We start from the raw sequence: 18,426 nt of genomic DNA, 5'->3' as shown, positions 1-18,426 counted from the left end.
CATGCTTCCCTAGACAAGGTTGTGGCGCACTGCGTAGGCTATGGCCTCCGAGCGGGTTTTGGTACCCGTCTTCCGCATTACGCTCGTTATGTAATTGTTGATGGTGTTGCGCGAGATACCGAGGATGGTAGCGATCTCGTCACTTGTCTTGCCTTCTGCAATCCAGAACAGGCACTCCAGCTCACGTTCCGTAAGCTCGAAATCCCGCTCGGTGCGGACCTCTCGTCGATCGGAGGAGCTGACGGCGTAGGCCGCCAGAAGCCCCACTTCCCGCAATCGCTCCTGCGACAGGATTAGCCCCTCCGAGAACAGCAGGAGCAGCATATAGCGCGTCCGCCCGACGCACAGACTGAGGGAGCAATACTGCCGGCTGATGTTGTCCGGAACAGGTGTGTCATCGGGAACGAGAGAAAAGGTAGGGGCAAAGAGCGAGAGACACTTATCCAGCTCCGTCGATCTTGCGTAGTTGCTGGCGATCTCAGGTGCGACGCGGCGGACCAGATCAAAAGGCCAATCGGAAGAGATGATGTATTCGAGACCCTGTTGCTGGATAAGGTCGCAGCGGGCGAGGAGGAAATGGGAGGCACCCACATATTCGGCCAGAAGATGCATCGAGGACGGAACGCCGCGCGCACCGGCAGTAAGCGAGAGCTTGCGGACAACACGTTCCCGAGACGAAGGCGTCGAGGACGTATCATCCTCAATTCCCAGGGTCTCTCTTACTGCCCTCACTCCCCTTGAATCCATCCGCCTTGCTAACCCTTAACAAGCACGTCTGGAGAGGCCAAAAATGCGTTCCAGATCCATCTGTTCAGCGACTCGCCTCCATCTGATCGTCGATTCGTAACCATTCTAGGAAAGCCGCCGGAAATTTCCATCGCTTCGATGTCATCTCCAGGAGCAGGAGGACGTGGCGGATCAACGAACGATCGATGCATCCAGACAAACCACGGGTATGTAAACAGAAAAGGCCGACCCTGCGGTCGACCTTTTCTGGTAACATTTCTGTGAGCTACGGTCAGGCCGCCTGATCGACTGCCCATTTGCGGAGGATCTTCGCGGCCCGCTCCTCGCTGATTTCCACCATGCGGGAAAGCCGCTTCTCCGGACCTTCCTTGACGCGGCGATTGAAGCCACCCTCGTCGTCGCCCATTCCGAGCAGATCGTCGGTGCTGTCGAAGCCGAAGTCGGAGCCGAAGCCCTCCATCAACGAGCTTCCGCCGGCCGCAGGCGAGAAGTCAGGCAGTTCGAGGCCTGCGCTGTCGGCAGACAGTTCCGTGGAGGCGGTCGTTGCACCGACGGTGCGGACTAGCGGGCGCAGGCCGAGCCAGACAACCAGGAAGGCGACCACGACGAAGGCGAGGGAGTTGATGATGCCTCCGAGATTACGGCTGAGGACCTCGGTCACGCCCGGCCCCGATGCTGCTTCTTCGAGAAGCTGCGACTCCAGGAAGTCCATGGCGGTGAGTGTCACGACATCCCCCCGCTCCTGGTTGAGGCCGGCGGCGGACGTCACGATCTTCTGCATCTCGGCCAGATAGGCATCGATCTTCGCCTGATCGACGGGTTCGCCGACCATCTGGGCGATACGACCGCGATTGACGACCACGGCGACCGACAGCTTCTCGATCTGGTAGCTGTTGCGGACCGTCGCAACAGTCCTGCTGTTAATCTCGTAGTTCGTCTGCTCTTCCTTCTTGTCCGACTGGTCGGAGGATTGCGGACCTGTGGCGCCGCCCGCCTCAGGAGCAGCCTGGGGAATATTCTGTTCGACGGTCGCTGCAGAATCGTTCTGGTTCTGTTGCGAACGCTGCTCTTCCTTGGTGATGCGGACCGAACGCTCGACGCGTGATTCCGGATCGAAGATCGTTTCCTGAATCTGCTGGCTGTCCGTGTTGAGGTTCGCGGTCACGCTGGAGCGGAAGTTGTCCATTCCGAGGAATGGTGCCAGCGCCTTGTCGATGTTGGTTTCCAGTTCCTGCTGCACCGACTGCACGATGTTGAGCGACCGGTTGAGCTCGCTGTTTCCATACTCGTCGCCGGCGGCAAGGAGCTGCCCGGTGGAATCAAGAATGGTGACGTCGTCAACTTCGAGACCCGGAACGGCGGACGCGACCAGATGCCGAATGGAGGCTGCGGCCTTGCGGCCGGTGCTGGTGCTGGCGCGGATCATCACCGACGCCGTCGGCTTTTGCTCGCCTCGCCGGAAGTTGCCGACGTCGGGCATCACGATGTGAACTCTTGCGGCTGCCACGCCGCTGATTTGCTGGATCGAGCGGCCGATCTCACCCTCAAGGGCCCGCACACGGGTGACTTCCTGCATGAAGGAGGTCAGGCCAAGGGAGCCGACATTGTCGAAAAGCTCGTAGCCCGCATTCGCGCTGTTGGGCAGCCCGCGTTCAGCGAGGAGCAGGCGGGCCTTGCCTGTCATGCCAACCGGGACCTGGATGGTTGCTCCGTCGGCTCCGACGGCAAAGTCGATACTGGCCTCCGCAAGAGCGATGCTGACCTGGTTAAGGTCCGTGGTCTCAAGCCCTACGTAGAGCGTTTCATAGGCAGGCTTGTTGACATAAAACGCGGCGCCCAGGACGAGCGCAAGAGAAACGACGCCTACCCCTGCCAGCGCAATAAGCTTGGTCTGGCCGAGCTTGGCCAGATTCTCGAAAACTTGATTGAATTGAGCCAACAGATTCATTCTGTTCCCACATCGCAAATACGGATCAGGCCTATGCCCAGGGCCACCCTAGGCAACGAAGCTTGTGCGAGCGTTTCGGGAATGCGATCTGGGCGAACTGCCGAGCCGTGTTTTTTGGGGCGCCGACGATCGAAGAATCAGAAGAAGTCGAAGTCTCCAGCGGCCTTGCTGAGCGGCTGGCTGTGACCATGGCGCACACCGGTCGCAAGGGCACGGTGCATGTCCGCCAGCTTGACGAGGCTGAGGGCAGTCGACACGTCGACCATCCAGTCCTCAGGTATGGTCGCGGTAATCGTGTCGATAAATTCGGCCAGTCCGCGCGTCTTCTGCACCGCGAGGTCGATCCCCTGCAGTACCTTGATGCTGTCGGGATGCTGCATCAGGTTCGCGTCGCCGAGCTCCAGCAGCTGCGGCTCGACACGCTCTATCAGGTACGCCACGTCATGCAGCTCCGACACGAGCCGCATCAAGACCTCCGGCAGAGACTGCTCGAGGGAAGCGTCTTGCGGCTTCGAGATGTCTTTCATGGCTTTCCTCGCGCCCCTGCGGGCCTTCCTAAAAGAATTCGATGGAGCTTTCGACCGGCTTCGGCGTCCGGACGGGACGCTGCTGCTCGAGAGCAACGGTCTTTTGCGTCTCAGCTCCGGTCAGCGGATACTGACGGGCCCTTCCGCTCACCGGCCAGTATTCCAGCTTGCGCCCATGCTCTCCACCCGTCGAAGAACCCACGATGGGGATACCCTCATCCTTCAGGAACTGGGTGGCGAAGGCTGCATTCTGCTCGCCCACATTCGAAAAGCTGGCAATCGTCTTGGCGCCGCCGAAAATCTTCGCTTCCAACCGGTCGCGCCGCGCCCCCCGTTTCAGGAGGCCGTTGATCAGCAGTTCCATGAGGTGAACGCCATAGCGGGTTGCATCGCCGCCCGAGGACGCCGCGCCGCCGGAACCTGGGAGCAGGAAGTGGTTCATGCCGCCGACGCCCGCGACCGGATCCCGCAGACAAGCGGCCACGCAGGAACCAAGGATCGTCGAAAGGACCACGTCCGGGTCATCGACGACCTTGTACTCTCCCTGAATAATGTGGACCCGCTTTGCGGCGGCGGTCTCATTCATTTGAGCGCTCCGAATACGGCTTCGATAGCCGCCTTCATCTTCTCGATGGTGAATGGCTTGGCCAGAACGTTGTTCGCCCCAAGTTGCGCAGCCTTCTGGACCAGGGCCCTGTCGCCCTGAGCGGTGAGAATGATGAAGGCCGCCTTCTTGGTGTTGGGGTTCTTGCGAACAGCTTCCAGCAGACCCAGTCCGTCCATCTTCGGCATGTTGAAGTCCGAGATCACCAGGTGGTGCGGCTGCTCGTACATGATCTTCATGCCCTGCTCGCCATCACCGGCGGCGGTGATCTGCTTGAAGCCCAGCTGTGTCAGAGCATCGCTGAGCAGCAGGCGGCTGGTTACCTGATCATCGACGATCAGAACTTTGATCTTTTCTGCGAGCGACATTTATTCGACACCTTCTTTTCGGGCAGCAGTTAGTTTGAGTATTTCCTCGCCGATTGCGCCGAGCGGCAATTGCTGTTCGACAGCGCCAATCTCGTAGGCAACGCGGGGCATTCCATAGACAACGCAGGTCTTTTCGTTCTGGCCGATGGTGCGGGCGCCGGCCCGCCGCATCGTCAACAGCCCGGAAGCGCCATCACGGCCCATTCCGGTCAGGATGACGCCCACCGCGTTGCGTCCAGCCAGGGTCGCAACGGAGTCGAATAGGACGTCCACAGACGGGCGGTGACCGTTGACCGGCTCACGCTCAACCAGGCGGCACGATGGTGCTGACGGATTGATGACCTCCAGATGCCGTTCGCCGCCAGGCGCCACGTATATCTTTCCGATCTGCAGCCGGGCACCATCGGTCGCTTCCTCGACGACTGGCGCGCAAAGGCGGTTGAGGCGCTCGGCAAAGCTCTTGGTGAAGGTCGACGGCATGTGCTGGGTAATTACTGTCGGCGGACAGTTCTTCGGGAAGTTCTGCAGCACGGTGATGAGCGCCTCGACCCCGCCCGTAGACGATCCGATAGCGACGACCTTGCGGCCGACCCGGTATTCAGCAGACGGCGTAATGGCGGGTGCCGGCGGAGAGGCCTTGCGTCGCAGACCCGAACGTGCTGCCGCCTTCACCTTCTCCGCCAGATCCAGGAAGGGACGGGCGTCGCCGGGAGATGGCTTGCCGACACAGTCGAAAGCGCCGATCTCCAGGGCCGCCAATGTCGCATTGGCCCCTTGGTGGGTCATCGTGGACACCATGATCACCGGCATGGGCCGAAGCCGCATGATCTTGTCCAGGAATTCGAGGCCATTCATGTTCGGCATCTCGATATCCAGGGTTACGACGTCGGGGTTGAGCTCCTTGATCGCGGCCCGGGCTTCAAGAGCATCGCTCGCCTGGCCGACGACGCTGACCTCCGGGTCAGAGTTCAGGACGGCCGTGATAAGGCCGCGCATCGTGGGCGAGTCATCTACGACCAGAACCCGGGCCGGTAAACTCATGCTCGCCTCCCCGCGCCGGAGCCCGTATACCGGTACGTGGTGATGCCGATGTTGTCGAACTGGTTCTTCGCATCTCCCGAAACGCGCTCGGAATGCCCGATGTAGAGATGCCCACCGACCGGCAGCAGTGCTGCAAACCGCGACCAGATTTTCATCTGTGTCGGCTCGTCGAAGTAGATGACGACGTTGCGGCAGAAGATCACGTCGAACTGGCCCTTGAACGGCCACTGGGCCATCAGGTTGAGTTCATTGAAGGTGATGAGCTTCTTGAGGCGATCATCGACCTGGAACTTCCGTCGCCCACCGACGTCGAGCTCCTTGAAGTACTGCTTGCGGATCTGAGGCGACACCGTTTCCAGGGCGTTCTCGTCGTAGATCCCTGCCCGGGCCTGGGCGAGAATCTTCGGATCGATGTCGGTCGCGAGAATCTTGAAATCATAATCCGCGGCATTGGGCAGTGCCGACAGGACGGTCAGGGCAATCGAATAGGGCTCCTGCCCATCAGAACAGGCTGCCGACCATATGCGCACGCGCCCGCCCGACTTGGCCCGCGCGATCAGTCCGGGCAGCACTTCGTCCCGGAGATGCTCGAAGTGATGGTTCTCCCGGAAGAAGCGGGTGAAGTTGGTGGTGAGATGCGACAGCATCTCGCGCCGTGCGGCCGCACCCTCCGGCGAAGCGACAAGGGCGCAGTACTCCCGGAAACCCTTCAGCCCCAGTGAGCGGATGTGCTTGGACAGCCGGGAATAGACCAGCGAAGCCTTGGAATCATTCAGATAGATCCCGGCATCGGAATAGATCATCGCCGCAATTTCGGACAGATCGCGGCGGGTCAGCGGGTATTCCCCGCTTGCCATGACCTCGTCCGGCGATTGCCGGGTATCGACTGCGCCCATGGGCATCATGCAGCTTCGCTTTCCTTGTGCAGGAAGAGCGCATCCAACTCGATCATGCAGATCATCCGCTTGTCGATGGACAGGATCCCCCGCGCATATTGTTTCTCGAGGTCGGAAGAGACTTCCGGTACCGGCTGGATATTATCCTCTGTAATCGTAAGGATATCGGAAACAGCCTCCACCAGAAGACCGACCACGCGCGACCTCACCTGCGCCACGATGATGACGTGGCGCGCAGTCGGTTCCGCGTCCTTCATCCCGAGCCGTGCGGAAAGATCGATGATCGGAAGCACGGCGCCACGAAGGTTGATCACGCCCATCACGTAGGGGGGCGCATGCGGCAGCGGAGTGGCCGGGGTCCAGCCCCGGATCTCTCGGACCGACATGATGTTGACGCAGAATTCCTGGTCGCCGATGCGGAAGGCGATCAGCTCGCGACTGGCTTGATGGCTGTTTTTCACGGCGTACGACATACACTTAACCCGTGGCTGCTAGTGATATTTCCGGTTTGAGGGACTGTCCGCGCGATGCCGCCACAACGGCATCGACATCGAGAATGAGGGCGACGCGGCCATCCCCGAGGATGGTAGCGGCCGCGATTCCGGGAACGTGGGTATAGTTGGCTTCCAGCGATTTGATGACCACCTGGCGCTGGCCCTGGATGGCATCGACCATGAGGGCACGCTGCCCGCCACCTTCAGATTCCACTAGCAGCGCCACTCCCTCGACGGGATTTGCCTGTGTTGCCCGGAAGTTCAGGATCCGGCCTACATCCACCAACGGGCAGAAGGAGTCGCGGATCGAGATGAGCCGCTGGTTTGCCCCGAAGGAATGGATGGAGGAGGCTTCCGGCTGCAGCGTCTCGACGATAGCCGTCAGCGGTACCACCAGCGTCTGCCCTGCTACCGTCACCACCATGCCGTCGAGAACGGCGAGCGTCAGCGGCAGGCTCATCGTGAAGGTGGAGCCGTGGCCTGGGCGCGACGAGATCGAGATTCGTCCGCCGAGAGCCTGGATGGAGCGCTTCACCACGTCCATACCGACGCCGCGGCCGGAAATGTCGGAAATCTTGTCGGCGGTCGAGAAGCCCGGCGCGAAGATCAGATTGTCGATCTCCTCGTCCGTCAGGTTGGCGTCTGCCGCGATCAAATCGTTGTCGATCGCCTTCTGCCTGACCCGTTCGCGGTTGATCCCGGCGCCATCGTCGACCAGCTCGATCACGATGCGGCCCGAACGATGCTTGGCGGTCAGCTTGATCGTGCCTTCCGGATCCTTGCCAGCCGCCTCGCGCTTCTCCGGCGTCTCGATGCCGTGATCGACGGCGTTGCGGATCATGTGGGTCAGCGGCTCGGCAAGCTTGTCGATGACAGTCTTGTCGACTTCGGTATTCTCGCCTTCGGTGACGAGCCGGATCGACTTTCCGACCATGTCCGCGACTTCGCGGACGATACGCGACATGCGCTGGAAGACCGGCTTTACCGGCTGTGCGCGGATCGCCATGACCGAATCCTGGATCTCGCGCGTCAGTTGCTGGAGCTCCTCCAGGCCCATGTTGATGGAGGAAGTCCCCGTCGTGTCGTTCTCGATAACGCTCTGCGACAGCATGGCCTGGTTGATGACAAGCTCGCCCACGAGGTTGATCAGGCGATCGACGCGGTCGAGATCGACGCGGATGGTCTGTCCTGCTGCGGCTGCGGCAGCCGCATTCTGCGCGGCGGCGGTCGATGCGGCCGTGGCGGATGCCTCCTTCTTCTCGACCCGAGCGGCCGCGGCAGCCATCTTCGACACCGAACTCGCGGTCTCCGCCGCGGCTACGGCTTCCACTGCGGCATTGGCGCACGATGTCGTCTCAGCTGCGGTATCTGTCTCGTCCAATGCCGAAAGGTCGAAGGGCACGGGGATCATCGGAAGCTCTTCCTCGGGCGCCGCATCGGCGGCTTCCCTGATCTCCAGGTCGCAATCCCATTCGGCGAATTCGAAGACCGTGCGAATGTCGTCTTCGGACTTTTCCGTCTTTAGCTGGATGGTCCAGCTAAAATAGGCCTCCTCCGGATCTATCTTGTCGAGCGCCGGAAGACTGTCGACATCGCAATTGATGCTCATCTCGCCGATGCGCGAGAGATCCCGCAATAGCAACGCCGCTTCATTGCCCTTGGTGTACAGTTCCCGACGCGGCCGGAACGAAACCTCGTAGGCCCGGCTGTCGTTCACCGCTTCACCGTCGTCGAAGGAATCGAACGAGAACGGGATCGGCTGGAAACCACTATCATCGGTGGGCGCGGGGGTAGCTGCAGAAGTTGCCGGTTCGGGCGCCTTGGCGGCAGGGGCCGGCACTTCGCCGTTCGCCAGCGCCTCGAGCTCCTTGACCAATGCCCGGCTGCGTGTCTCGTCGACATAACCGCCATCGCGGGCGGCATTGGTGAGGTCGGCGAGGACGTCAGCCGATTTCAGCATGACCTTCAGGACATCCTGCGTCGGCTCAAGACGGTTCGAACGAACGCAGTCGAGGGTCGTTTCGAAGACATGCGCAAAGGCGACGAGGTCGTCCAGGCCGAAAGCGCCGGCACCGCCCTTGATGGAATGAACGGCGCGGAAGACGGCGTTGACCGTCTCGGGATCGCGATCTCCGTCGTTGAGCTTCAGAAGCCCCGATTCCAGTTCCGCGAGCTGCTCCTCGCATTCCTGGAAGAAGATCTCTTTGATTTCGTTCATATCCATCGGAGAAAATCCTGATCAGGCTGTTTGTTTCAGGCTGTGACGCGCTCGATTGCATCGATGAGCTTGGCGGGATCGAACGGCTTGACGATCCAGCCCGTCGCACCAGCCTGGCGGGCGCGGTTCTTCTTCTCCGCATCGCTTTCAGTCGTCAGCACGAGGATCGGAACCGCACGATACTTCTCGTTGCGGCGGACGCCTTCGATGAAGCCGAAACCATCGAGGCGCGGCATGTTGATGTCGGTGACGATGACGTCCGGATTGGCATCTTCCAGGACTTCCAGCCCCTCGACGCCATCCTCAGCCTGGACCGTCTCGAAACCGGCATTGTTGAGGGTTACCAGCAGCATGTTCCGGATGGTCCGGGAATCATCCACGGTCAGCACTTTCTTCTTCATGATTTCAGGTCTCCTTGGCCGTCAGCTGGTGAGGATCGATGCCGATGAGTTGCAGGGTCTTTTCGAATGCGTCGGATGCCTTCTCGACAACGAAGGCCTTCTTGTCGGCCTGCCATGCGCGGGCCGCCGCGACGATGACCTGGACGCATTGGACCCCCAGCCGCTCGACTTGCGAGGCATCGATCTTCAGATCGCGGCCACGAAGCTCCATCAGCTTGCCATGCAGGAGGGACGCTTCGTTCAGGTCCAGGACCGGTGACAGTTTCAGATTTTCCTGGGCAGCCTTCTTGCTCGCCATCAGTTCATTCCTTGTCTTCGGGGAAATTCGATTTCGTCGCCGGCAGCCTGCAGTGGATCACCCACGTCGATTAGGGCGACCGGCAGGCGGGCGGGTGCCAGCGGCGTGGTGTTCTTACGGTCGGAGCGATAGCGGACCTGCCGCTCAACCCGAAACTCGCGGACGGTACGCCCGAGCTCGAGGATCACCGTGTGCAGGTCGTCCGCCTCGGATCCGACCATTCCGGCATTGCCAGCCGTGGCGCTGATCTCCCTGCCTAGCAAGGAGAGATCTGCCGATATGCTGCCGAGTTCGCCGACATGCTCGTCGGAACGGGTGGCTATGCCGGCGATCGCGTCGTTTATTTCTGTGACCTGACGGACAATGCCACCGATGGCATCCTGCGTGCGGTGTACCATCTCGACCCCAGCATCCACCTGGGTCTTCGTCGTGCTGACCAGTGACTTGATCTCGCGGGCCGCATCGGCGGAACGCTGCGCCAGGGCACGCACTTCCTGTGCGACGACCGCAAAGCCCCGCCCGCTTTCTCCGGCCCGTGCCGCTTCGATGCCGGCGTTGAGCGCCAGGAGATTGGTCTGGAATGCTATCTCGTCGATGACGCCGATGATCTGGCCGATCTTTTCCGCAGACGTCTCTATGTCCGCCATGGCAGTGATGGCACGCCCGGCAGCCTCACCACTTTCCTCTACCGTTCCCCTCGTCATGGCTGCGAGCCGCGCCGCGTCGCTGGTTTCTGCGGCACCCGTGCGAAGACGGCCTACGAGTTCCTCCAGTTGATGCGTCGCTTCCCGGACACGGGCGGACTGCCCTTCGGATTCCTCGGCCACGGCACGTGCGCGCGCAGCAAGGGCGGCGGACGCCGTACCAGCCTGGTCGCTACGCCCACAGGCGCCCTCGATCGAGGCGCGCATGGCCTCGATTGCGCCGCCCAGCACGGACGCGATCTCGGCATATGCCTCCGGCACGTCCTCTGGCAGCGTTGCAGTCAGGTCACGTTCGGCGAGCGAATGGATAACCTCGGACAGAAGCTGGATCACCTCGCCCTGGTCTTCCTGCCGTTGCTCCGCCAGAGCGCGATGGTGCTTCTGGCGCAATTCGTTGAACCGGAGCGAAACGGCGATCTCGACGTCGACCATGACCAAGCGGACAAGCGCTGTAACGATGTCTGCGAGACCATCGGAGCCGCGCCGACCGAAGGGGAGCCGCGACTTGCGGCCTTCCTGCGCCATGGCTGCCTTCAGCAGATGCTCCAGCATGACGGCGTGTCCGGCAATGTGCCACCTGGGATCAAGTCCCATGCGGCTCTCGCTGTCGGACAGTATCTTGACGCGTTCTGCATAGAGCGCGTCGAACCGCGCGTCGGTCAGGACACTCCAGTGGGAGGATTGCAGATCATGCAGACGCTCGATCTGCTGCTCGCTGGCGAAGGCGCGGGATGCATCGGGGAAGGACTGGTAGCGCAGCATGAGATCGCGCAGACCGCTTTTCACCGCTGGCTCGAGCTGCGGCCGGTGGCGGCGCAGCAGGTCGCAGAGGGCGACGTCGAGGCCAGCGAATGCCAGCCTTTCCCCCAGGCTTCCCGCCTGTCCCCTTCGCGCCTGATCGGATCGCGTCTCGTTCCCCAACTGCATCCTCGAAACCAATAGAAACCCAAGAAGGGCCGAGTGCGAACTGTCGCTTCACAAGGTCCGCCGCCTGGATCGCGGGCCGATGCACCGGCGCACGCGCCGGCGTCACAGACCATGCGGTCACCGCAGTCGTTCTGATTGTGATCATGGATGATACCGGGTCGAGACCGGTACGGCAGGGCGGCGTCATGCCTCGGGAAACTCCAGGTCACCCAATTTGCCGTGGTTTCCAATATGTATGGTTAATTCCTTGCCCGAAGGTTAAGATGTGGCTGGAACTGTCCCAACATCGCAACCATTTGCAGCCGGAAGCCACGGTTCCGACGTGTGGCTCCTACCCTATGAGGCATGGGATCACGCCTGTTAGGCCTCCGGCGGGAACCGGCGGCTGAGATGTGGCGAGCCCCGCAGACCAAAGCGCCACGGCTGGTCGGCAGCCTTGGTTATCCCGATGCGCTTTCCAGCTTCTACCGAGCAGCTCTCCAGCGGCAGCGACACCCGGAAGGGCGGTTCGGCGAGACTGAGCCCGTCATGCTCTCGGTCGATGCCCAGTGCCTGGCACACCCGTCCGGGACCGGCACAGAGCAGGCGAGGTGCTGTCTGCCCGCGACGCTCCTGCATTTCCGCCACACCCCATACCGGCTCCAAGGCACGGATGAGCACTGCGCTGCCGGGCCGGCAGACGACATTGAGACACCAGTGGATGCCGTAGGAGCGGTAGACATAGGCATGTCCCGCAGGCCCGAACATCGAACGGTTCCTCTCCGTCGGCCCTCGGAAACTGTGCGAGGCCGGATCGTCGGGCTCATAGGCTTCAGTCTCCACGATGATGCCACCGACACCACGGAAAGTCAGTTCGGCGCCGATGAGGTCGCGGGCGACTTCCACGGCGGAACGATCGAAGACAATCTGAGCGTCCATGGCCTGCTCTGGCTTGGGAGACTGAAAGGGAAATGGTGCCCGGAGGCGGATTCGAACCACCGACACGCGGATTTTCAATCCGCTGCTCTACCAACTGAGCTATCCGGGCATCGAGGCTTCATCAAGCCTTCCGGCACCTGGCCGGCGGGGCCTGCGCCCCGGAAGCGAGCGGGGTTATAACATCTTGTTCGGCCATGTCCAGCGGCGGCGGACACTTTTTTCGCCTGCTCGCATCGTCCCTGAAATCGGCGTGGAACAGACCGGCGGACACTACTCGTCCAGGGGGTCAGCCTTGCTCTGGTCCTCGGCCACTGGGATGGCGTAGGAACCCTTCAGCCAACGCGACAGATCGAGGGTACGGCAGCGATCGGAGCAGAAGGGATAGTGTTCGCGAGCCGATGGCTTACCGCATTCCGGGCACGGTCTCGCCTTGCGAAGCGGCTCCACCTTGGCGCCGGGCTTTGTCGATGATGCCATAGGTCTCAGCCCTCCGGCCAGGCCGCCTGCACGTCGAAGCCTTCTCCCGAAAGCAGCGACAGCGTTTCATAGAGTGGCAGCCCGACGACATTGGTGTAGGACCCGACGATCTTCTGCACGAAGCTGCCGGCGATGCCCTGGATCGCGTAGGCGCCGGCCTTGCCGCGCCACTGACCCGAAGCGATGTAGTTGTCGATCTCGTGCGGCGACAGGCGCTTGAACCGCACCTTGGTCTGTACGACCTTCTGCCGGAACTGGCCCCCCGGCGTGACGAGACAGATGCCGGTATAGACCGAGTGGCCGCGTCCGGAGAGAAGGTGCAGCGCGGAGGATGCCTCGTCCGTATACTCCGTCTTCTCCAGGATCCGGCGCCCGACCGCAACCACCGTGTCCGCCGACAGGATGTAGCTGTGGCGCCAGGCGAGATCGCTCTTGAGCGCAGCCCAGGCGGCCTCCGCCTTCTCGCCGGAAAGGCGGCGGGCAAGCGAGCGGGGATGTTCGGACTTCTTCGGCGTCTCGTCGATGTCCATCGGCATCAGGCGCGCAGGATGGAGCCCTGCCTGGTTGAGCAGGTCCAGGCGACGCGGAGAGCCGGAGGCCAGGATGAGTTTCTGTTCTGACGCCATGAGCCTGCCGAACTGCCGCTTTGATGTTACTTGAAGCGGTAGGTGATACGGCCCTTGGTCAGGTCGTAGGGAGTCATTTCCACAAGGACCTTATCGCCGGCGAGAACACGGATACGGTTCTTGCGCATCCGGCCAGCGGTATGGGCAATGATCTCGTGTTCGTTTTCGAGCTTCACACGGAACGTTGCGTTCGGCAGCAATTCGGTCACGACGCCCGGAAACTCAAGGACTTCTTCTTTAGCCATCTACGGATTATCTTCCTGTCTGTTGATTTCATGGGCGCAGCTTCAGCCGGCCCCGCAAATTTCGGCGGAAACTACACAATCATGTTCGCTTTGTGAACTCGCATAATTTCCGTTCCCCTTCCGTCGCTCATCGCCTGTCCGCCGGACGCTTCTGCAGGCCGGAAAAGCGCTCCTCGATCCGCTTCCAAAGGTGATCCCTCACCCCACGGTACGCGTCGAGCCGTTGCTCGCGAGAGCCGGTCGCGGCGGTTGGATCCATGGTCGGCCAGTAGACGACCTCAACCGCATTCGACCGCGTCAGTTCAAGCGCCGCATGATGGGCCTCGGGCGTCAATGTGATGATGACGTCAAAATAGTCGTCTTCGAGATCGTCAAGGGTCCGAGGCTGGTGACGCGGAATGGAAAGACCGATCTCGTCGAGTACGACATCCACGAAAGGATCAGGCTCTCCTGAACGCACGCCAGCCGACTGGACATAGATATCGGAAGGCAGCAGCCGCTTTGCAATGGCCTCTGCCATTGGCGACCGGATCGCGTTCCAGCCGCACATGAATAGGATTGCGCCCGGCCTCTCCTTCTTGACGTCCGCGTCAGGGGCGCCGCTCATGGACGTCAGCCGCGCCAGTAGAGGACACAGACGAGCGTGAACAGCCGTCTGGCAGTATCAAAATCCAGCCGGACCTTGCCGTCCAGGCGATCCATCAGGGTTTGCGACCCCTCGTTGTGGATACCGCGACGGCCCATGTCGATCGACTCGATCCGGCTAGGCGTGGCGGATCGGATCGCCTCATAGTAGCTCTCGCAGATCATGAAGTAATCCTTGATGATCCGCCGGAAGGGCGTCAGCGAGAGAATGTGGGTGGCTACGTCCTCTCCACCCTCGGTCGTGATGGTGAAGACCAGCTTGGAGTCCACCAGCGAGAGCTTCAGGTGGTAGGGGCCGCCAGAATGTCCCACAGGCTCGAAGGAATTTTCCTCCACGAGGTCAAAGATGGCAACAGCCCGCTCATGCTCGACATCCGGCGTGGAGCGCCCGATGGACTCATCCAGGACGACATCGGAAAGCCGGAAATCGCCCTTCGCCATTCTCAACCCCCGCGGTTGAGCCGGATCGAGACCGACCGTGCGTGGGCATCGAGCCCTTCGGAATTCGCGAGCGTGATTGCCGCGGGCGCCAGCGCTGCCAGCTGGTCGGGGCCGAGGCGAAGGATCGAGGTGCGCTTGACGTAGTCGAGGACGGAGAGACCTGACGAAAAGCGGGCCGAGCGTGCGGTCGGCAACACATGGTTTGATCCGCCGACATAATCGCCGATCACTTCCGGTGTATGCCGGCCGACGAAGATCGCGCCCGCATTGCGGATCCGGTTGATCAGCGCGTCGGGCTCCGCCACGGCAAGTTCCAGATGCTCGGCAGCGATCCGGTCCGCCAGCGGAACGGCCGCCGAAAGGTCGCCGACGAGGATGATCGCACCGAAATCCTCCCAGCTTTTTGCGGCGGTCCGTGACCGCGACAACCGGGTCAGTTGACGCTCCACCGCCTGCTCCACCGCCTCTCCGAAGGCGCGGTCGTCCGTGATCAGGATCGACTGGGCCCCCTCGTCGTGCTCCGCCTGGGCCAGGAGGTCCGCGGCGATCCAGTCCGGGTCGTTCTCGCCATCTGCGATAATGAGCACTTCGGAAGGACCGGCAATCATGTCGATCCCCACCTGACCGAAGACCTGCCGCTTCGCCGCGGCGACGTAAGCATTGCCCGGCCCGACGATCTTGGCGACCGGTGCGATCGTTTCGGTGCCGTAGGCGAGAGCGGCAATCGCCTGCGCGCCGCCGACCCGGTAGATCTCCGTCACGCCTGCGATCCGTGCGGCCGCGAGGACCGTGGGATTGATCGCTCCACCGCTGGCGGGGACCACCATGACCACCCGAGGCACGCCGGCTACCTTCGCCGGCAGCGCGTTCATCAGGACCGAACTCGGATAGCTTGCAGTACCGCCCGGGACGTAGAGGCCGACTGCCTCGACCGCCGTCCAGCGGGACCCGAGTCCGACGCCGAGCGCATCCTCGTAGATGTCATCCTTCGGCATTTGCCGGGCGTGGTGCTTCTCGATCCGCTCGGCCGCAAGCTTCAAAGCTTCCAGCACTTCCGGATCGCTGGCGGCTACCGCTGCATCGATGTCCGCGTCGCTGACCCGAAGTCCGGCCGTCGCGAGATCCACCCGATCGAAGCGAGCCGAATAGTCGAAGAGCGCGGCGTCGCCACGAAGGCGCACGTCATCAATAATGTCCCGCACCACGGCGTTGACATCATCGGAAACCTCCCGCTTCGTCGAGAGAAAGGCGGAAAACCGCGCCTCGAAGTCCTCGGATCGCTGATCCAGCCAGATTGCCACGTCTTATGTCCCCCTGAAATTCCGTGCTGCCTGCGTCACTCAGTCGGCCGGGTGCGCCGGCAGGCGCTCGGTTGCCCAGGCACCGCCGGTATCCAGCATCTGCACCTCGATGCATTCGACGTCGAGGCTGATCGCGGCACCGCCGGCAAGCGTCAGCTCGATCGTTCCGTCGGGCCCCTCGCCCTTCTGCTCGAACCGGATCGCCAGCAGGCAGTAGACGCCTTCCGCGTCCTGTCGATTGATGCCCATCGACCGGACTGCCTCCACACGCTTGAAGGAGATGACCGAACGACGCCTTTGGTAGCCCTTCCTCCCGCGGTCGGCCTCTTCCCAGACAAAGCGGTTGACCACGGCGGTGAATTGCCGGTGGCGCGCGTCATAGCTCAGTTCGCCGACGCGAAAGACGCTGTCCTGCATATGGGCGGAGATGATGCCGAGATCATCCTGATCGAGAGCGAGAAGCTTGAGGTCGGCCATGATTCCATTCCAATCCACGGCGCGCGCGGCGCGTTGTCATCCGGCGCTGGAGATAGGATGACGCGCCACGCCATGCAACGCCAGCGTGACCTTAGTCGCTGACCCGTTCAACCTCCGCGCCGCAGCGGGTGAGCTTTTCCTCCAGCCGCTCGAAGCCGCGGTCGAGGTGGTAGACACGGTTGACCATGGTCTCCCCCTCGGCCGCCAGCCCGGCGATGACAAGCGACACGGAAGCCCGCAGATCCGTCGCCATGACCGGGGCTCCCCGCAGCCGATCCACACCCTCGATCCGCGCCATCTGTCCAGACAGCGAGATGCGGGCCCCAAGACGCGCCAGTTCCTGCACATGCATGAAGCGGTTCTCGAAGATGGTCTCCGTGATATGGGAAACGCCGGAGGAGCGCGTCATCAGCGCCATGAACTGTGCTTGGAGGTCGGTCGGGAAGCCGGGGAAGGGTTCCGTGACGACATCGACCGGCTGGATGCCGTTCCCGTTGCGCACCACCCTGAGCCCGCTTTCGGTCTCGGTGATTTCGGCTCCGGACATGCGCAGCGCATCAAGCGCGTTCTCGAGCAGGTCCGCGCGCGTTCCCTCGAGCGTCACGTCGCCACCGGTCATCGCGACAGCCATGGCATAGGTACCCGTCTCGATGCGGTCCGGCAGCACGCGGTGGCGCGCGCCGTGTAGCGAGGTCACGCCCTCGACGGTGATCGTGCTGGTTCCCGCGCCGGAGATGCGTGCTCCCATGGCGATGAGGCAGTCGGCAAGATCGACGACCTCGGGCTCGCGGGCGGCATTGTCGATCACGGTCGTGCCGTTCGCAAGCGTTGCGGCCATCATCAGCACATGGGTGGCCCCGACCGAGACCTTGGGGAAGGTGTAGTGTCCACCGACGAGCCCGCCGTCCGGGGCAGTCGCATTGACATAGCCGCCGTCAATCTCGATCTGTGCGCCGAGTGCCTGCAGGCCTTCGAGGAAGAGGTCGACGGGGCGCGTGCCGATGGCGCACCCCCCCGGCAGCGATACGCGGGCCGTACCGGCGCGGGCCAGGAGCGGTCCGATGACCCAGAAGCTCGCACGCATCTTGGAGACGAGATCATAGGGAGCAGTTGTGTCGACGATCGTCCTGCAGGTGAACTGGATCGTCCGCGAATAGCTTTCCGTCTGGCTTTCGCGCCGCCCGTTGACCATCACGTCGACACCGTGATTGCCAAGGATTCGCAGAAGCTGCTCGACGTCGGCAAGATGCGGAACGTTCTCCAGCGTCAGCGTATCGCTGGTCAGCAGCGACGCGATCATCAGCGGAAGCGCCGCGTTCTTGGCGCCGGAGATCGGGATGACGCCGTTGAGCTTGTTGCCGCCGCGAATTCTGATGCGATCCATGAGGTCCAACGGGAGCAAGCCCGCCCTTTGTTCTTGTGCAAGCGCGAAAGATGGCGTCCTTAGCGGAAAAGCAAGTAGGCTTCAAATAGTTTGGACCAGGCCGGATGCGGATGTGTCAGCCTGATTCGTCCTTTTTTGCGGCGGGCAGCCCGTCCACCTCGTCGGCCGCCCCGGCGCGCCGCGCCCGCGTCTGCGCCTTGCGACGCAGCAGGTTCTCGCGAAGCTTGGCGGCGGCGCGTGCCTGCCGCTGCTCTTCCCTGATCTCCGCTTCCCGCTTGCGCCCGCTCTTCGTCTCTACTGCCGAAGGCGTCGCATCTTCGTCCTTTGCCGCCATCACTCGTTCCTACATGCCTGCTGAAAACCCGTCGGCCTCCTTTTAGCTCCATCCTGCGGCGAACCGCAATTTGCGGCTTGCGCTCGCTCCGAAGCTATGGCAATAGGCCCCTCGCCCGACGACGTCCACCACGGACGCCCTTCAGACCGGGCCTAAGCTGCTATAGCTCAGGGGTAGAGCACTCCCTTGGTAAGGGAGAGGCCGAGAGTTCAAATCTCTCTAGCAGCACCATTCCATCCCCCGAAATCCCGGCGTGGCTCGTTGAAGACGCTTCTTCTTTGATGAGCGATCCACTACGCGGCACCAGCCGCATCAAACCGGCAAACAATGCGCCCGGCGTAGTCGCCATGGAAGAGGTTCTAGGGAACGGGGCCCGCGCGTTAGCCCAGCCTCCGACGTCTCTGA

At 62.2% G+C, this 18,426-nt stretch carries 22 protein-coding genes and 2 tRNA genes; 1 reads left to right on the top strand and 23 read right to left on the bottom strand.

The features are described from left to right. Nucleotides 1–9 precede the first annotated feature (9 nt). The 23 genes from visN to NT26_RS00900 all read right to left on the bottom strand — a co-directional run bounded on the left by visN (nt 10) and on the right by NT26_RS00900 (nt 18,021). Nucleotides 10–747 (bottom strand): transcriptional regulator VisN, encoded by a 738-nt coding sequence (gene visN, locus NT26_RS01010; RefSeq protein WP_052636918.1) that lies wholly within the window; start codon nt 745–747, stop codon nt 10–12. 271 nt (nt 748–1,018) lie between these two features. Beyond that, nucleotides 1,019–2,695, bottom strand: a complete 1,677-nt coding sequence (gene fliF / locus NT26_RS01005) for a flagellar basal-body MS-ring/collar protein FliF (RefSeq protein ID WP_052636917.1) — start codon at nt 2,693–2,695, stop codon at nt 1,019–1,021. Between the two features lie 137 nt (nt 2,696–2,832). Then, nucleotides 2,833–3,222, bottom strand: a complete 390-nt coding sequence (gene cheT, locus NT26_RS01000) for a chemotaxis protein CheT (protein WP_052636916.1) — start codon at nt 3,220–3,222, stop codon at nt 2,833–2,835. A 28-nt stretch (nt 3,223–3,250) separates the two neighbouring features. Further along, the gene (gene cheD / locus NT26_RS00995) at nt 3,251–3,808 is read right to left on the bottom strand and encodes a chemoreceptor glutamine deamidase CheD (RefSeq protein ID WP_052636915.1); all 558 of its coding nucleotides are present in this window, start codon (nt 3,806–3,808) and stop codon (nt 3,251–3,253) included. Next, entirely contained in the window at nt 3,805–4,194 is a 390-nt protein-coding gene (locus NT26_RS00990; protein ID WP_052636914.1) for a response regulator, read from the bottom strand. The genes cheD and NT26_RS00990 overlap by 4 nt, the downstream gene beginning before the upstream one ends. After that, nucleotides 4,195–5,235 (bottom strand): protein-glutamate O-methylesterase CheB, encoded by a 1,041-nt coding sequence (gene cheB, locus NT26_RS00985; RefSeq protein ID WP_052636913.1) that lies wholly within the window; start codon nt 5,233–5,235, stop codon nt 4,195–4,197. Then, a complete protein-coding gene (gene cheR, locus NT26_RS00980) occupies nt 5,232–6,140 on the bottom strand; it encodes a protein-glutamate O-methyltransferase CheR (protein WP_052636912.1) in 909 nt (302 codons plus the stop codon). Before cheR ends, cheB begins: the two co-directional genes overlap by 4 nt. After that, complete coding sequence (locus NT26_RS00975; RefSeq protein ID WP_052636911.1) at nt 6,137–6,604, bottom strand: chemotaxis protein CheW; 468 nt, start codon at nt 6,602–6,604, stop codon at nt 6,137–6,139. The genes cheR and NT26_RS00975 overlap by 4 nt, the downstream gene beginning before the upstream one ends. A 4-nt stretch (nt 6,605–6,608) precedes the next feature. Continuing rightward, nucleotides 6,609–8,849, bottom strand: a complete 2,241-nt coding sequence (locus NT26_RS00970; RefSeq protein ID WP_052636910.1) for a chemotaxis protein CheA — start codon at nt 8,847–8,849, stop codon at nt 6,609–6,611. Between the two features lie 29 nt (nt 8,850–8,878). Beyond that, on the bottom strand, nt 8,879–9,244 hold the full coding sequence (gene cheY1, locus NT26_RS00965; protein WP_052636909.1) for a chemotaxis response regulator CheY1: 366 nt from the start codon (nt 9,242–9,244) through the stop codon (nt 8,879–8,881). Nucleotides 9,245–9,248: 4 nt separating this feature from the next. Then, on the bottom strand, nt 9,249–9,542 hold the full coding sequence (locus NT26_RS00960; RefSeq protein WP_052636908.1) for an STAS domain-containing protein: 294 nt from the start codon (nt 9,540–9,542) through the stop codon (nt 9,249–9,251). Beyond that, nucleotides 9,542–11,173: a globin-coupled sensor protein gene (locus tag NT26_RS00955; protein ID WP_052636907.1), complete on the bottom strand. Its 1,632-nt coding sequence runs from the start codon at nt 11,171–11,173 to the stop codon at nt 9,542–9,544. Before NT26_RS00955 ends, NT26_RS00960 begins: the two co-directional genes overlap by 1 nt. Before the next feature lie 360 nt (nt 11,174–11,533). Continuing rightward, nucleotides 11,534–12,091 (bottom strand): DNA-3-methyladenine glycosylase, encoded by a 558-nt coding sequence (locus NT26_RS00950; RefSeq protein ID WP_052636906.1) that lies wholly within the window; start codon nt 12,089–12,091, stop codon nt 11,534–11,536. Between the two features lie 33 nt (nt 12,092–12,124). Further along, nucleotides 12,125–12,200: transfer RNA gene (locus NT26_RS00945), tRNA-Phe, on the bottom strand. Nucleotides 12,201–12,361: 161 nt separating this feature from the next. After that, complete coding sequence (gene yacG, locus NT26_RS00940) at nt 12,362–12,568, bottom strand: DNA gyrase inhibitor YacG (protein WP_052636905.1); 207 nt, start codon at nt 12,566–12,568, stop codon at nt 12,362–12,364. Nucleotides 12,569–12,573: 5 nt separating this feature from the next. Continuing rightward, nucleotides 12,574–13,194, bottom strand: coding sequence for a Maf-like protein (locus NT26_RS00935; RefSeq protein ID WP_052636904.1), 621 nt, complete (start codon nt 13,192–13,194; stop codon nt 12,574–12,576). 26 nt (nt 13,195–13,220) lie between these two features. Next, a complete protein-coding gene (infA, locus tag NT26_RS00930; RefSeq protein ID WP_004435948.1) occupies nt 13,221–13,439 on the bottom strand; it encodes a translation initiation factor IF-1 in 219 nt (72 codons plus the stop codon). A gap of 127 nt (nt 13,440–13,566) precedes the next feature. Then, the gene (locus NT26_RS00925) at nt 13,567–14,046 is read right to left on the bottom strand and encodes an arsenate-mycothiol transferase ArsC (protein ID WP_052636903.1); all 480 of its coding nucleotides are present in this window, start codon (nt 14,044–14,046) and stop codon (nt 13,567–13,569) included. 5 nt (nt 14,047–14,051) lie between these two features. After that, the gene (locus NT26_RS00920; protein ID WP_052636902.1) at nt 14,052–14,525 is read right to left on the bottom strand and encodes a UPF0262 family protein; all 474 of its coding nucleotides are present in this window, start codon (nt 14,523–14,525) and stop codon (nt 14,052–14,054) included. A gap of 2 nt (nt 14,526–14,527) precedes the next feature. Then, a complete protein-coding gene (hisD, locus tag NT26_RS00915; RefSeq protein WP_052636901.1) occupies nt 14,528–15,826 on the bottom strand; it encodes a histidinol dehydrogenase in 1,299 nt (432 codons plus the stop codon). Nucleotides 15,827–15,865: 39 nt separating this feature from the next. Further along, a complete protein-coding gene (locus NT26_RS00910) occupies nt 15,866–16,303 on the bottom strand; it encodes a DUF2948 family protein (RefSeq protein WP_052636900.1) in 438 nt (145 codons plus the stop codon). A 91-nt stretch (nt 16,304–16,394) separates the two neighbouring features. Beyond that, a complete protein-coding gene (gene murA, locus NT26_RS00905) occupies nt 16,395–17,687 on the bottom strand; it encodes a UDP-N-acetylglucosamine 1-carboxyvinyltransferase (protein ID WP_052636899.1) in 1,293 nt (430 codons plus the stop codon). Between the two features lie 115 nt (nt 17,688–17,802). Further along, nucleotides 17,803–18,021 (bottom strand): hypothetical protein, encoded by a 219-nt coding sequence (locus tag NT26_RS00900; protein WP_052636898.1) that lies wholly within the window; start codon nt 18,019–18,021, stop codon nt 17,803–17,805. Between the two features lie 156 nt (nt 18,022–18,177). On the opposite strand from NT26_RS00900, the gene NT26_RS00895 reads away from it, so the two are divergent. Next, nucleotides 18,178–18,252: transfer RNA gene (locus NT26_RS00895), tRNA-Thr, on the top strand. Nucleotides 18,253–18,426: the final 174 nt, after the last annotated feature.

It is taken from the genome of Pseudorhizobium banfieldiae (assembly GCF_000967425.1).
GTDB lineage: Bacteria > Pseudomonadota > Alphaproteobacteria > Rhizobiales > Rhizobiaceae > Neorhizobium > Neorhizobium banfieldiae.
The sequence above is the reverse complement of the archived record's forward strand: the minus strand, read 5'-3'. Positions and strand labels throughout refer to the sequence as shown.